Source organism: Sphingomonas sp. NFR04 (genome assembly GCF_900114095.1).
Classification (GTDB): Bacteria; Pseudomonadota; Alphaproteobacteria; order Sphingomonadales; family Sphingomonadaceae; genus Sphingomonas.
In genome coordinates, this window is record NZ_FORV01000003.1 from 521,558 (window position 1) to 535,821 (window position 14,264).

A 14,264-nucleotide genomic window follows, 5' to 3' on the forward strand; every position below is an offset into this window, starting at 1 on the left:
CTTTGTCGGCTTGATCCTTTGCTTATGGTCTGGAAGACATGTCGGTAAGCGCACCGGCGGACATCGCTGTGTCATTAGCGGACACGCCGGGCGGAAAACGGAGAAGGATCGCCATGCCGCTCGAGGATGACGATGCGGCAAGGATGCGCAGCGGCCGGGCAGGGTTTCCGTCGCTCAACCAGCGCATCTTCGCGCCGTTCAAGATCGCGACGGTCATCGATGCGGTGGCGCGGCGCGGCATGACGCCGGAGACGGTCCTAGAACGCACCGGGCTCACCCTGACCGATGTCCGCGATCCCCATACGCTGACCTCGATCGGCCAGTATCTGGTCGCCTGCGAGAATATCGTGGCCGCAGGCGCAGCGCCGGCCGACGCCTTCGCAATCGGCGCACGGCTGCATCTCTCCGCCTATGGAATGTACGGTTACGCGCTGATGTGCTCGCCCACGATGCGCGACTTTTTCGACTTCGCCGTCCGCTACCAGCCCCTCGCCACGCCGACCGTGCGGCTGGAATGGCGCGCGGAGGGCGACGTGGCGGTGTGGCAGTTCCGCGAGATCTATCGCGAGGTGATGAGCAGCGAGGTGCGCACCTTCCTGGTGCGGCAGCAGATGAAGATGACCTTCACCCACATCCGCGACACCGCAGGGACCGACAATCTCCCGGTTCGCGCGCTCTTCGCCTTGCCGCGGGACGCGCATGCCGCGGAGGATGCACGCGAACTTTCCTGCCCCTGCACCTACGACGCGGCGGCGAACGAACTTCATTATCGGATCGGCATTCTCGAGCAGACGCCCGAGCTGGGCAATCGATTGACCCGGATCATGCTGGAGGAAACCTGCGAGCGGCTGATCGGCCAATCCAGGACATCCTCGGGCCTCTCCGGCGAGGTGTACCAGATCCTGTTGAACGCCCCCAGCCGGTTTCCCTCGATGGAGACGGTCGCGGCGCATCTGGGCTTGCAGGAGCGGACGCTCCGCCGGCGCCTTGCCGCGGAGGACTCAAGCTACGGCGGGATCGTTGACGACGTCCGCCGCCGATTGGCGATCGAATATCTCCAGACGACGCGGATGAGCGTCGACGATGTTGCGTGGAAGGTAGGCTTTAGCGACGGCGCGAACCTCCGACGTGCGATCCGGCGCTGGACCGGCAAGACCGTCGCAGGTATCCGCGCGAGCAAAGCGGAACCCATCTGAGCGCCGGACAAGGCGCGACCGGTCCGGTCAGCGAGCGGCCGCTGCGGCAACATCCCGCGCATAGCCAGCCGCTTCCACTTCGCGCTCCGCCTGCAGGAACCCATAGCCAGGCACGCATTCGCCGTCGCGCCGCGTGATCTCATCCCAGTCCCGGACAACCGCCACGCCCGCGGCATCGCCGCTGCCGACCTGAATGCCCTGGGTGAGGGTGACATGCGCTGCGGCGAAATGGCCGGCGCCCGCGCAGAGGATCGCGCGGCTGGGCGCATCCTCGCCGACCAGCGCAAGCAGGCCGGGGCTCACCAGCGCTGGATGGAGCAGCTGCAAACTTTCCTCGGATAGCACGCCATGCGTCATCTGCGTTGCCGCAGTGGGCGCCAGCGCGTTGACCCGAATGCCGTATTTCTCACCTTCGATCGCCAGCGTCTGCATCAGCCCGACCAGCGCCATTTTGGCAGCGCCATAGTTCGCCTGCCCGAAATTGCCGTAGAGCCCCGAAGACGACGTCGTCATGACGATCCGGCCGTGCCGCTGCGCCCGCATCGGCTCCCACACCGCCTTGGAGCAGATCGCAGCACCCATCAGGTGCACATCGACGACCAGCCGGAACTCGTCCATCGACATCTTGGCGAAGCTCTTGTCGCGCAGGATGCCCGCGTTGTTCACCAGAATGTCGATCCGGCCCCAGCGCCCGAGCGCCGCGTCGACCATCGCGGAGACGGCATCCTCGTCGGTAACCGAGGCGGCGACGGCCAGTGCCTGGCCTCCCGCCGCCTCGATCTCAGCCGCGACCCGAGCGGCATTGGGTTCGGAAACATCGTTGACGACGAGCCTGGCGCCCTGTCGCGCAAGGTAAAGCGCATGTTCGCGGCCCAGCCCTCCGCCGGCGCCGGTGACTATCGCGACACGATCCGCAAGCTGCATGGATATCCCCTCTCCTGTTTCCGCGAGGCTATTCCATCGGACGTTCGCTAACAAGAGAGTGAATGATTGATTTCAGCCGCGATTGCAGATTTCCAGGAAGCCGGCAGCCATGAACGACGCCATCCGTTCCTTCACCGCGACGAAATCGTCGGACTTACACAGCCCGTGCGACAGCTTGTCGATGCGACCGGTTCGCGCCAGCGTGAGCATCAGCGCACCGGTGACGAAGTGATAGCCCCAGAAGATGTTTTCCTCGGCGCAGTCGGGCAACGCCTGCTTAAGCAGGCCGATCAGGCGCAGCACCACGGGATCAAAATGCTCGTCCATCAGCTCGGCACCCCATTCCGGGGTGTTGGCGACCTGGGCGCCCAGCGCGGCATAGTTCTTCCACGCCTCGCCGCCCTCGATGTACAGGTCGAGATCGGTATCGAGGAAGGCGCGCAGCGCCCCCTCCACGCTGGGCTTGCCCGCGCATTCGGTTTCATAGCGGTCCAGCGCCTGCATCCGCCGCTCGCTGGTGACGGCGGCACGGCGCGCGAATACCGCGTGGAAGAGCTTGGCCTTGTCCTCGAAATAATAGTTGAGCAGCGTGTGATGGACGCCGACCCGCTTGGCGACGTCCTTCAGCGTGACGCCGTAAAGCCCGTGCTTGGAGAAGAGATATTCGGCCGCGTCGAGGATCTGCTCCATCGTTTCGGCGCGCTGTTCCGCTTTCTTGGAACGACGAGGGGCTTTGACATTCTCTTCCACGCGAATGTCTCTCCCGCGTGCGTGCGCGGGCGTCAAGCCATGCCGAAGTCCCTGCGAAGGCGGATCTTGTCGATCTTGCCGGTCGGCGCCAGCGGCATGCTGGCGAGGCGGACCACCGCATCGGGGATCCACCATGAGGCGACCCTGCCCTTGAGCGGGGCCAGCAGCGCCTCGTCGCTCACCACCTGCTCGCTGCGCATCTCCACCAGCAGGATCGGGCGCTCGCCCCATTTGGGGTCTGGACGCCCGATCACCGCCGCCAGCGACACCTGCGGCAGGGCGCCGATCACGGCTTCGATCTCGGCGGGATTGATCCATTCGCCGCCCGACTTGATCAGATCCTTGGCGCGCCCGGTGATTTGCAGATTGCCGCCCGCGTCGATCCGCGCGAGATCCCCCGTCGCGAACCAGCCATCGGCATCCAGCGCGGAATCCGGCTCGCCGAAATAGCGCGCGATCACCGCAGCGCCGCGGACCCGCAGATGGCCTTCGCCGCCGCGCTGGTCCGGCAGTGCATGGCCCTGCGCGTCGGTTAGCAGCAGGTCGACTCCGATGGCCGGCTTGCCCGAAAGCGCCGCAGCGCGGGCCGGGTCCCGTGGCACGGCAACGGTGCCGGAGGGGGAGAGCTCGGTCATGCCCCAGCTAGTCTGCACCTCCACCCCCAGCCCCGACTCAATCCGCGCCATCAGTGCCGGTGCGAGCGGCGCCCCGCCGACGATGACCCGCTCGAGCGACGGCAGGTCTTCGCCACTCGCTTCCAGGTGCTCCAGCAGGCCGAGCCAGACCGTGGGCACGCCCACCCCGACGGTCACCTGCTCCCCCGCGATCAGCCGAGTGAGGCTCGCACCGTCGGTCCAGCGTCCGGGCAGCACCAGTTTGCCGCCCGCCGCCGGCACCGCGAACGGCAGCCCCCAGGCATTGGCGTGGAACATCGGCACCACGGCCAGCACCGTGTCCCTGCCCGAAATCGCCATCACGTCCACCTGCAGCAGCCGCAGCGTGTGCAGGAAGCTCGATCGGTGCGTGTACGTCACCCCCTTGGGCGCGCCGGTAGTGCCCGAGGTGAAGCATAGCCCGGAAGGCGCTGTCTCGTCGAAGTCGCCCCACGGGACATCCCGCTCGACGCCTGCCAGCAGGGGTGCCAGCGGCACCACAGGCGGCTCGTCCGCAGCGGCCACGCCAGCCTCACCGTCGATCACCCAGATCCGCTCGATCGGCGCCAAGGCCGCAATGCGGCGGGCGAGCGGCACCAGATCCGCGCTGGCGACGAGCAGCCGCGCTTCCGACTGGACGAGCATCGCCGCAAGCTGCTCCGCGGTCAGGCGGGGATTGAGCGTATGGCACACCGCGCCCATGCCCATCACCGCGTACCAGGTTTCGACATGCGCCTGGCTGTTCCAGGCGAGCGTCGCCACCCGGGCGCCGAAACCGACCCCGTGCCCGGCGAGCAGCGTGGAGATCGCGCGCGCACGCTCGCGCAGGGCGGCGTAGCCGATGCGATCGACGCCGCCCGCCACCGCCGTCACGACCTCCGCGTGCGGGTGCCACTTCGCGGCATGGTCCAGGAACTTGTCGAGCGTGAGCGCGAAGTCCTGCATGCTCCCGTCGATCATCGGCACCCTGCAACCTTGGTGAGGACCGGGGAGATAACCCCCGTGTTCCAGTTCCACTGCTGGTTGCCGGCGGCGCGGCGGCGGCAGACGCTCGCCTCGTGCAGCGCGAACATGCCGGGAAAGAGCTTGGTGCGCGCCTGCGGCACCTGCGCGAACGCCATATAGTTCGCCTCGTTGCCATAGGGCAGCCAGCCGGCTTGGCCCGCGGCGCTGGGCGCGCCGGTCCTCGCGAACGACGTCCAATATCCGAGCATCGCGTCTGACATTCGCCGTTCGGCCAAGGTGTCCGGCACCTTCGGCCATAGCGGCGGCGTACCCCCGGCAGTGCCGAACACATAGGGCAGCTCGGACGCGTGGAAGGCGTGCAGCCCATTCTCGTCGGCCGCAGGATAGCCGTGATCGAAGAAATAGAGATAGCCGGGCTGGCCGATGGCAGTCTGGCCGATCGCCAGCCGCATCGAAGTCCAGCCATAGAGCGCGTCGCGCGTCGCCGCGAGCATGCTCTCGCCGATCGTCTCCGCCGGATAGAGGCGGAGGAACGGATCGGCGAGATCGCCATAGCGGCTGCGGATCGCGGCCGAATAGGCATCCGCATCCGCGGGCGCCGGCGGCAACAGCACGCGGAGCGAGCGGATCTCGCCGGCGTTGAACCCGGCGATCAGCGGCACCGGCGCCTGCTCGCCGCGATCCCAGGTCTCGACGAGCTGCCGCGTAAGCAGCTTGCCGTCCACCGTTCCCCAGGGGCCATAGCCCTTGGCCGCCGCGAGCGCGGTGAGCTTCTCCGCATCCATCGCGCGAAGGGCCGCCAGATCGCTCGCGCCGAGCGCCTGCTGGATCTGGCTTCCCGCGGTTTCGGCCGCCGGCATCCCGAAGCGGGCGGTCTTCAACTCGGGCGCGGAGATCATATAGGCGCTCTGCGCGATTGCCTTGTGGAACAGGCCGCGCGCGGCGGGGCTCGCCATGAGGTACATCACGCTGAGCCCGCCCGCGGACTCGCCCGCGATCGTGACGTTGCCGGGATCGCCGCCGAAAGCCGCGATGTTGCGGCGGACCCAGCGCAGCGCGGCGATCTGATCGAGCAGGCCGTAGTTGCCCGATATTCTGTCGCTCGACTCGGCACTCAGCGCCGGGTGCGCGAGATAGCCGAGAATGCCCAGCCGATAGTTGATGGAGACCAGGATTACGCCGCGCGCCGCGATGCGCGCGCCGTCGTACATCGCCGCATGGCCATAGCCGGAGACGAGTGCGCCGCCATGGATCCACACCATCACCGGCAGCTTCGCGGCATGCTGGGGTGCCCAGATGTTGAGCGTCAGGCAATCCTCGTCCATCCGCTTGGGCGGATCGGTGTAAATGCCGGCTGCCTGCGCGCGGGGCTGCACGCAGGCCGCACCGAACGTCGTGACCTTGCGTACGCCTTGCCACGCAGGAAGCTCGACGGGCGGTCGCCAGCGCAGCTTGCCCACCGGCGGCTGGGTATAAGGCACCCCGCGGAACACCCGCAGACCGCCTTCCTGGCTTCCCTGCACCACGCCGGCCGGCGCCGCGACGATCGGCGCCTGCGCCCGAGCGGCGGGCGCCGTGGCAAGTGCGGCCAGGAGCGCGGCCCGATAAATGCGTCTCATGCTGAACTCCGGGGAGGATTGGAATGCGCGTCGCGCAGCAGTCGTGCGAGCCACAGGAACAGCGCGATCGCGATCAGATAAAAGGGCGTCAGCGTGAACAGCGCGGCCTGGAGATGGTCTGTCTGGCCGTGCAGCTTGAACCAGTCGCTGGCGAAGCCGACCCAGGTCGGCCCCAGCCCCAGCCCGATGAAGTTCATCACCAGCAGCAGCAGCGCGCCCGACAGCACCCGCTGGTTGGGCTGCACTTCCTCCTGGACCAGCGCGACCGAGGCGCTGAGGTAGAAATAGTTGAACACCATCACCACCCCGAGCAGCAGCAGCGCGAGCGGCCAGCCCGGGGCCCAAAGAAACGCGACGTAGAAGGGCATCGCGACGGCCAGCGACACGGCTGGCGCCACCGCATAGCCACTACGCGAGCGGCGCGTCATCCGATCGACGACGCGGCCGGACAACACCATGCCGCCGCCCATGCCGATCGCCAGCACCAGCGCATACCACAGCGCGACCTCACCGAGCGCCATGCCCTTGTCGCGCATCAGGAACAGCACCGCGAAGTTGCCCAGTCCATAGGTGACGAACTGCGTCGCGCCGCTGCCCAGCGCCGCCAGCATCAGCACCGGATTAGCGAAGAACATGCGCAACGTCGGCCAGAACGGCGCCTTGGCGTGTGGCATGCCGGTCCGCACGGGATCGGTCGCACCGCGCGCCGGTTCCCGCACCAGCAGACGGACGAGCAGCGCGGTAACGATGCCGAGGCCGCCGATCAAAATGAAGGGCATGCGCCAGTCGAAGCGCTGGGCGATCGCCGCGCCGAACGCAACACCGAGCGCCGCGCCGATCGCCGGGCCCAGATTGTAGATGCCGAACGCGCCAGCGCGGCGGCCCGGCGGAAAGGTGTCGGTGATGATCGCATAGGAGGGCGGTACGCCACCCGCCTCCCCGAAACCGACGAGCATCCGCGCCGCGACCAGTTGCCCGTAATTCGCTGCCAGCCCGCAGGCGAGCGTCGCCCCGCTCCACACGGCGCAGGCGAGCGACAGCACCGTGACCCGGTTGCTGCGGTCCGCCAGCCAGCCAACCGGAATGGCGATGAAGCAGTAGAACATCGCGAAATACAGCCCGCCGATCAGCCCCAGCTGGCCGTCGCTGACCTGCAGCGCATCCTGGATCGGCTTGGCGAGGATGCCGATCAGCTGCCGGTCGAGAAAGTTCAGGACATAGACGAAGGTCAGCGCCGCCAGCACCAGGCGCGGCCGGGGTGCTGGCGCGCCCTGCCGCTCGCGCTGGATACCGTCGTCGTCTGGAACGGTCGCCATATCAGATGCCGTAGCCAAGGCGGATGCCGACGGTGCGCGGCCGCAACGTGCCGAAGCGGCTCACCAAGAATGCCTCGGGGTGGATGTAGACCACGGAGTGATCGTCAAACACATTCTCGACATAGAGCTGCGCCGACCAGCTCCGCCGCTTCACGCCGAAGCTGACATTGGTGTTCACATATTCATCGGTCTTGCCGAAGGTCGACAGCGGCACGTTGGGCAGGCCCGGCGTGTTCGGGAATGCGCTGTTGTACGACCCGACATATTGGGCGTTCACCGCGAAGGTGCCCTTCACGTCCTTGCCCAGATCCATGCCGTAGGAAAGGAAGAGCGCGCCCTGCAGCCGCGGCGCCGAGAGCCGATGCCCGAGCACCGCGCCCGAGATCGCCGCTTCGGCGGCGCTAAGCTTGGTGATCTTGGCGTCGTTGTACGCCGCGTTCAGGCCGAGGAAGACGTCCTTGGCGGGCACCACGCCCATCTCGAGCTCGACGCCCTTGCTGCGCGCCGCGCCGATATTGGTGGCGAACTGCACCGAATCCGAAACGCGGTTCGCCTGCGCCTGAATGTTGCTCCAGTCGATCAGATAGGCGGCGGCATTGATCGTCACCAGGCCGTTCAGGAACCGCGCCTTGGCACCGACTTCATAGCTCTTCAGATCGTCCGACGAGGCGCCGGCGGGAATGGTGATGTCGTTCGGATTGACCAGGCTCGGCCGACCCGCGAACGCGTTGACGATCGGCGCGCGGAAGCCGGTGGAGAAGGTCGCGTAGGTCGTCAGCGCCGCATCGGGCTTGTAGGTGACACTCGCCTTCCACGACGGCTTCGATCCGGTCGCCTTCACGCCCGCCACTGCCGCATAGGGGGTGAAGGTGTTGAAATTCACCGGGATGCCGAGCAGCGCATAGGTGAAGTAATTCTGCCCGAATGCGCTGGCCAGATAGCCGCCCGCCTCGGTAAAGCCCTGCGCCGAGATGCGGCCATAGCGCATGCCGCCTGTCACCCAGAACTTGTTCGAGAAGCGGTAGGTCAGCTCGCCGAAGCCCGCGAGTTCCTCGTTGATCTGGTGGGTGTACTGCTTTTGATAATATTGGTCCGGAAGGCCGGTGAGCCCTCGCGCGGCCAGGAAGGCGAGCGACGAGCGGTAGAAATAGTCGACGTCGCGCCGACGGTGCAGATAGAAGCCTCCGACGACGAACTGGAAAGGGCCTTCTAGCGTGGACGCCAGCCGTGTTTCCTGGACGAACACCTTGTCGTACCCGTTCGCATCGAGTCCGAAGGCGATCGGCGCGCCAGGGTAGATCGCCTGTTTCGGGAATGTGCCGGCGAGATCGAGCCAGAAGCGCTGGTCAAATTTCGAATAGGTCGACGAACTGGTCAGCTTGGCGAAATCTAAACTATATTCCAGCGTCGCGTTGAGCACGGTCTGCTTGCCCGTGAAGCGGTCGGGCTGGTCGGAGACCCGCTTTTCGCGACCCAGCGAGGGGCTGGTGAGCGACGAATCCTTCGGATCACTGTCCTCGTACGAACCGAGCAGTCGCACCGACAGGCGGTCGCTCGGCTTCCACAGCGCGATCAGGCGCCCGCCCCAGTCGACCAGCGTGTTCGAATTGCGCACGCCGGTCCCGACATTGTCGAGATAGCCTTCCTCGTGCCGGTAGAAGCCGACGCCACGCACCGCCAGCCGGTCGTGCACCACCGGCACGTTGAGCATCAGATTGTAGCGCTGGCGCAGCGAATCCGGCCCGGTGAGCCCCAGGTCCGCCAATGCGGAGGCGTCAAAGCTGGTGAGGTTTGGGCTCTTGGTGAGGATGCGCATCGCACCGGACAGCGAGCCCGATCCGAACAGCGTCCCTTGGGGACCGCGAAGGAATTCCACGCGCTCGACATCGAACAGGTTCGGATCGACCACCGTTGTGTTGCCGATCGTCGAGACCGGAAGCTCGTCGATATAGACGGCGACAGAGCTTTGGAGATTGGCGTTGTAGCCGTTGGTGGCGATGCCGCGTGCGGTGAAGTTGTTGAAGTTCTGCGTTGGCCGATTGAGCACGACACCCGGCGTCTCGCGCGCGATCCCCTCGAAGCCGACAATCCCCTTCTGCGTCAGCTCTTCCTGCTGGAACGCTGTGATGCTCAGCGGCACATCCTGGATACGTTCCTCGCGCCGCGTCGCCGTGACGACGATGTCGTTGCCATGATCCTGACCAGCGGTCTGGTCGGGCCGCGTCGGCGGCTCCGTCGTCTGCGCTGCGACGGGGGTCGCGCTCACCATGGTTGCGACGGCACAAGCCGACACAAATGCTGTTGCCCGCATGCTCTCTCTCCCAGCGTACCGGTCGCGCATGGCGCCGGTATCGCTGAAGAATGTGCAGCCAAAGCTGCGCGCTGTCAACGTTCACTATCGCGCGTGTGAACATCGCGACGTGGCGTGACGCTTTCTGGCCCTGCGATGATTGCCTTGGCTCTCTCCCAACGGCAGTTGCGGTCCGGATCGGACGTTCATGGGGACGGAGCGAACGACTTTTCTGGTCGCGAGCCCACCTTCGGACGATGGGTGTTAACAGGCCCGAGGAAGCGTCGCCGCTACGAGGCGGACGGAAGGATGCTCCAACTTCCAGCCTTTCGTTAGGCGGCTTTGGCGCGGCCTGATGACAGCCTCTCCCGGAGGCGTGGAGGTGTGCGATGGCCGATCCTGTTGGCCGCGCAGCAGCCAGCGTCCCCAATCCTACTCGGCTTCAGCTGCCTCTGCCGCAATCGCGGCAATGCCCTCGTCGACGCCGTATTTCCAGAAGCGCCTGTCGGTGAGCACAGCGTCAAACTCTGGTCCGCCCTTCTCGGCGGACCAGAGCGGCCGGACTCGAAACTACGCAGCCGTGGCGATTGTTGCCCGTTCAAGCCTGCTCGCTTGGGCGAGCGCACCATCGATCGCAACGCGGCGCGCATCTTCACCACGGCCGATACCTTCCGCGACAATCACCTCCACCTCCGCGCCAACAAAGCTGAAGACGGAGCGGAGCAGCGTTTCGGCATGTTCGTACGCCGCATAGGGGGAGCCCGCGCTATAAACATTGCCGCGAGCGAGGGCGATGATCACGCGCTTCCCCTGCGCAAGTCCGACGGGGCCATTCTCACCGTAGCCGAACGTCTTGCCGCGCACCGCGATGCGATCAATCCAGGACTTGAGCTGGCTGGGAATGGAAAAATTGTAGAAGCCGGCGCCGATTACCACGATGTCAGCTTCGAGGAACTGCTGCACGTCCTCTCCCTGGTCCAGCGCCGCGAAGGTATCGAGCGTCAGATGGGGGAGCGGTTCAGCGACAAGATCGCGGTAGGTGATGTCGACATCGGGCTGCGCCCCGCGGAGCCGCTCGACGATCGCGGCGGAGATCGCGCGGCTGGCGGAGCCATCCCCTGTGATGCTGGAGTCAAGGTGCAGGATTTTCACTGATCATCTCCGGTCTAGATTTGTGACCAGGACCAGTTATGTGACCGCTCATCATTCGCCAAGAACGCACATTTTTAGGACCAGGTCACATGGATATGCCTGCCTCAACCGGCGTGAGCGACCGTTGCCGTAAAATGAGCGGCGTGCTGTCGATCATCGGGGACAAGTGGACGATCATGATCGTCATGGTGCTGATTGCTCGGCCGCGCCGCTTCAACGACATCAAGCGGACCATCGGTGGCATTTCGCAGCAGATGCTGACCCGCACGCTGAAGGCGCTCGAACGCGACGGCTTCATAAGCCGGACCGTGTACCCAACGGTTCCCCCGCAAGTCGAATATGCGTTGACCGAGCTGGGCTATTCGCTTTCCGAACCGCTTCGCGATCTTGGCTCCTGGGCAGGCGCGCACTTGGAGCAGATCGATGCCAATCGCGTGCGCTACGATGGCGAAAGGGAGGGCTGAATTCACGCTTCGAGCAAAAGCGGCGCTAGACCCATCACTTGCACTTGTCCCGCTCCGCGGAGCCTGGCGTGCAGGCTCCTTCAGAAGCGGACGTTCACCGCAGCTGACAGGGACGACGGAAGGATGACAGCCCCGACGCTCGGAACATATTTCGCTTACGCTTATTTCGTTTATAGCGTCTAATGCGAATATCACGTAGCGGATCGGCCCACGGAGAGACCCATGACCATGCCAGCCTTTGCCGAGGAACTCGGCAGCCGCCTGCCTTCCGCGAGCGAGAAGGCGGCGGCCAATCAGCTTCGTCAGATCCTGGCGTCGCACGCGTCGGGCGATGCGACCCTCAGGGTTTTGGACGATGACAAGACGTCGACCGAGGTCACGCTGACCCCAGGCCTGTCGCGGCTGCTGATGGAGCTGCTGCGGCACGTCGGACGGGGCGATGCGGTGACGCTGGTGCCGGTCAGCCAGATGCTGACCACCCAGCAGGCGGCTGACATCCTGAACGTCTCTCGCCCCTTCTTCATTTCGTTGCTGGAGAAGGGCGAGATCGCGTTCGACACCGTGGGCCGGCATCGTCGGATCAAGGCCGAGGATCTGTTCGCCTACAAGCGCGCGCGCGATGAAAAGCGCGGCAGCGCGCTGTCGGCGCTCGCCGAGCTGGACGCGGAGCACCTGTAGCATTGTTCGCCAACAGGTACACCGCGTTCATCGACGCCTGTACGCTGGCGGGCACGCTTAAGCGCAATCTTTTGCTGACGCTTGCCGAGGCGGAGTTTTTCCGCGTCCGCTGGTCCGAACGAGTGATGGACGAAACCGAGGCAGCGATCGCCAGGATCCTAGGCGGCAAGGGTGTGGCGGATGCCGAGGATCGTGCCGCGCGCGCCCGGTCGAGCATGGAAGCGGCGTTCGAGGATGCGGCCGTGGAGGATTATGACGTCTTCCTGGGTGCTTGTGTCGGGTTGCCCGATCCGAACGATGCGCATGTCGTCGCCGCAGCGCTGAAGACGCAGGCGGCGACGATCGTCACCGAGAATCTGAAGGACTTCCCCGAAGCAATTCTTGCGGGCCTGAACATCGAGGCCCGGTCGGCGGATCAGTTCATCGCCGACACCATTGCGCTCGATCCGGGCAGAGCCGTGGCAGCCATTCGACGGATGCGTGAGCGGTTCAAGCGTCCGGAGAAGACGGCCGAAGTGCTGCTGCTCGATATGGAAGCCGACGGGCTGACCGAGACCGTCGACGTGCTGCGGGCGCATGTGCTGTCGCTGTGATGGCGCATGTCCGGCGGATCGCGGGGGTGAGGTGAAACGGTGGGCTCGAAGATCGTTTGATGGGCCGAAGCCGTTTCACCCCGTGGAATTGCTGCATTCGGATGTGTGGAACGGGATCGTCAGGCTCGCGGACTGACGGAAGTCTCCTGTGTCTTCAAACTATCGAGCCACTCGGAGACTGCGGACTCGCGCCAGCCCACGCAGCGGGCGCTGATCCGGGTGTTCTTCGGGAAGGTGCCGGCGTCCATCTTTCGGTAGAGGGTGGAGCGGGTGAGACCGGTCAGGGCCATGACAGCCTTGATCCGGAGGATGCGGTCTGGGTGTTGGGGTTGCATTGCGATCACCTTGCATCGTGTGAGGGTTGGTGGAGCGCTCCGGTGCAAGGTTGAACCGGGCGGCTGGTCGGGAAAAGAGTCTGGTTGGGGTCAGATGGGGTCGCTTTGGGGAGTCTCGGCCCCCTGTCGTCGAATAAGAAACATCTGAGGTTCAAGGCAGGTGTGCCAAGACGTCTCACGCCTCCGGCGTGACCGCGCTCGCACGCCGCTGGCGCGGCGCCGAGTCGGCTGGGCCGTCTCGGCCCTTTGGGTTTTGATCGCGGACGTGGGCCGATCCTGAGGGTCGGCGGCCGGCGGGTGCCGGCAGCAGAACGCGGGTATGGTGCGCGCGCTGGCGCACGCCTTCGGCGACACCAGGGCGCGTGAGGTGTCGGTGCCCGCGTGGCACACTTGCCCGGGCGGGAGGCACGGGCGGCGGCTGGCGCACGTGCTGGCGCGCGCACGCCGCCCGCGTGGGCCCGCCGGGTTGCAAGGGTGCAGTTCTTGTCCGGGCGCCGGTGGCGCCCGGCAGCGCGGTTGCGCTGACAGGATGGTCGCCGCGCTGGGCGCGGCGGCGTTGGTGCGCCGGCACGCGAACGGGCGGGGGGAGCGTCGCTTCCCTGTAGTCCTGCCGCGGCATGCCGCAAGCCGGGCGGTGCCCGGCTCCTCCACTCCGTTACGGCCCTGCGGGTGCAGCCTGCCTCCCTCGGCAGGACTGCCGGTTCGCTCCTGCCGCTCCCCCCGCCCTTCCGGCGCCGGTTGCGGTGTTTTGGAAGGAGCAGGACCATGGGTGTTGGACACGAGAACCGGGCGAACCTCTATGCCGAGGTGACGGGACGGGTGATTGCCGAACTGGAGCAGGGACGGCTGCCCTGGGTGCAGCCTTGGGATGCCGCCGCGTGCGGCTGTGCAATGCCGGCCAATGCGGTGACCGGGCGGCGCTATTCAGGAATTAATGTGCTGATCCTGTGGGCGGCGGTGATCGAGGGACGCTATGCCTCGCAGCGCTGGCTGACCTTTCGGCAGGCGCTGGCGGCGGGCGGGAACGTGCGGCGTGGCGAGCGTGGGACGACGATCTGCTATGCGGATCGCTTCACGCCGAAGGATGAGGCCGAGCGGGCGCGCGACGAGGACCGCGAGGCGCGGCAGCTGGCGTTCCTCAAGCGCTTCACCGTGTTCAACGTCGACCAGTGCGAGGGGCTGCCCGAGCGGCTCACGGCGGTGGAGTATGCCGGGCCGGTGACCGAGGCCGACCGGATCCCGGCTGCGCATGCGCTTATGGAAGCGTGCGGCGCCGATATCCGGATCGGGGGAGGGGAGGCCTATTACAGCCCGGCCGGCGACTATGT

At 66.1% G+C, this 14,264-nt stretch carries 13 protein-coding genes; 5 read left to right on the forward strand and 8 right to left on the reverse strand.

What is annotated here, in order from left to right:
* Positions 1-113: 113 nt before the first annotated feature.
* Positions 114-1,196 (forward strand): AraC family transcriptional regulator, encoded by a 1,083-nt coding sequence (locus BM009_RS12380; protein ID WP_093296515.1) that lies wholly within the window; start codon positions 114-116, stop codon positions 1,194-1,196.
* A gap of 27 nt (positions 1,197-1,223) precedes the next feature.
* Here BM009_RS12380 and BM009_RS12385 read toward each other — a convergent pair whose 3' ends face one another.
* From BM009_RS12385 to BM009_RS12415, 7 genes are all read right to left on the reverse strand, one after another.
* Positions 1,224-2,120 carry an SDR family NAD(P)-dependent oxidoreductase gene (locus tag BM009_RS12385; protein ID WP_093296517.1) on the reverse strand — a complete coding sequence of 299 codons (897 nt, stop codon included), beginning with the start codon at positions 2,118-2,120 and terminating at the stop codon, positions 1,224-1,226.
* 72 nt (positions 2,121-2,192) lie between these two features.
* Positions 2,193-2,810 carry a TetR/AcrR family transcriptional regulator gene (locus tag BM009_RS12390; RefSeq protein WP_093296518.1) on the reverse strand — a complete coding sequence of 206 codons (618 nt, stop codon included), beginning with the start codon at positions 2,808-2,810 and terminating at the stop codon, positions 2,193-2,195.
* Positions 2,811-2,902: 92 nt separating this feature from the next.
* A complete protein-coding gene (locus BM009_RS12395; protein ID WP_093296520.1) occupies positions 2,903-4,483 on the reverse strand; it encodes an AMP-binding protein in 1,581 nt (526 codons plus the stop codon).
* Positions 4,480-6,108, reverse strand: a complete 1,629-nt coding sequence (locus BM009_RS12400) for a carboxylesterase/lipase family protein (protein WP_093296521.1) — start codon at positions 6,106-6,108, stop codon at positions 4,480-4,482. Before BM009_RS12400 ends, BM009_RS12395 begins: the two co-directional genes overlap by 4 nt.
* Positions 6,105-7,424: a spinster family MFS transporter gene (locus tag BM009_RS12405; RefSeq protein ID WP_093296523.1), complete on the reverse strand. Its 1,320-nt coding sequence runs from the start codon at positions 7,422-7,424 to the stop codon at positions 6,105-6,107. The genes BM009_RS12400 and BM009_RS12405 overlap by 4 nt, the downstream gene beginning before the upstream one ends.
* A 1-nt stretch (position 7,425) precedes the next feature.
* Complete coding sequence (locus BM009_RS12410) at positions 7,426-9,735, reverse strand: TonB-dependent receptor (RefSeq protein WP_093296524.1); 2,310 nt, start codon at positions 9,733-9,735, stop codon at positions 7,426-7,428.
* A 549-nt stretch (positions 9,736-10,284) separates the two neighbouring features.
* Complete coding sequence (locus BM009_RS12415; RefSeq protein ID WP_093296526.1) at positions 10,285-10,866, reverse strand: FMN-dependent NADH-azoreductase; 582 nt, start codon at positions 10,864-10,866, stop codon at positions 10,285-10,287.
* Between the two features lie 89 nt (positions 10,867-10,955).
* Here BM009_RS12415 and BM009_RS12420 point away from each other — a divergent pair, with 89 nt between their 5' ends.
* The 3 genes from BM009_RS12420 (at position 10,956) to BM009_RS12430 (ending at position 12,601) form a co-directional block, all read left to right on the forward strand.
* The gene (locus BM009_RS12420; protein ID WP_175487995.1) at positions 10,956-11,330 is read left to right on the forward strand and encodes a winged helix-turn-helix transcriptional regulator; all 375 of its coding nucleotides are present in this window, start codon (positions 10,956-10,958) and stop codon (positions 11,328-11,330) included.
* 222 nt (positions 11,331-11,552) lie between these two features.
* Positions 11,553-12,008 (forward strand): excisionase family DNA-binding protein, encoded by a 456-nt coding sequence (locus tag BM009_RS12425; RefSeq protein ID WP_093296529.1) that lies wholly within the window; start codon positions 11,553-11,555, stop codon positions 12,006-12,008.
* A gap of 2 nt (positions 12,009-12,010) precedes the next feature.
* On the forward strand, positions 12,011-12,601 hold the full coding sequence (locus BM009_RS12430) for a PIN domain-containing protein (RefSeq protein ID WP_093296531.1): 591 nt from the start codon (positions 12,011-12,013) through the stop codon (positions 12,599-12,601).
* Positions 12,602-12,720: 119 nt separating this feature from the next.
* Here BM009_RS12430 and BM009_RS12435 read toward each other — a convergent pair whose 3' ends face one another.
* Complete coding sequence (locus BM009_RS12435; protein ID WP_093296532.1) at positions 12,721-12,936, reverse strand: helix-turn-helix transcriptional regulator; 216 nt, start codon at positions 12,934-12,936, stop codon at positions 12,721-12,723.
* A 765-nt stretch (positions 12,937-13,701) separates the two neighbouring features.
* Here BM009_RS12435 and BM009_RS12440 point away from each other — a divergent pair.
* On the forward strand, positions 13,702-14,264 hold a 563-nt coding region (locus BM009_RS12440), incomplete at its 3' end, for an ArdC family protein (RefSeq protein ID WP_139216607.1).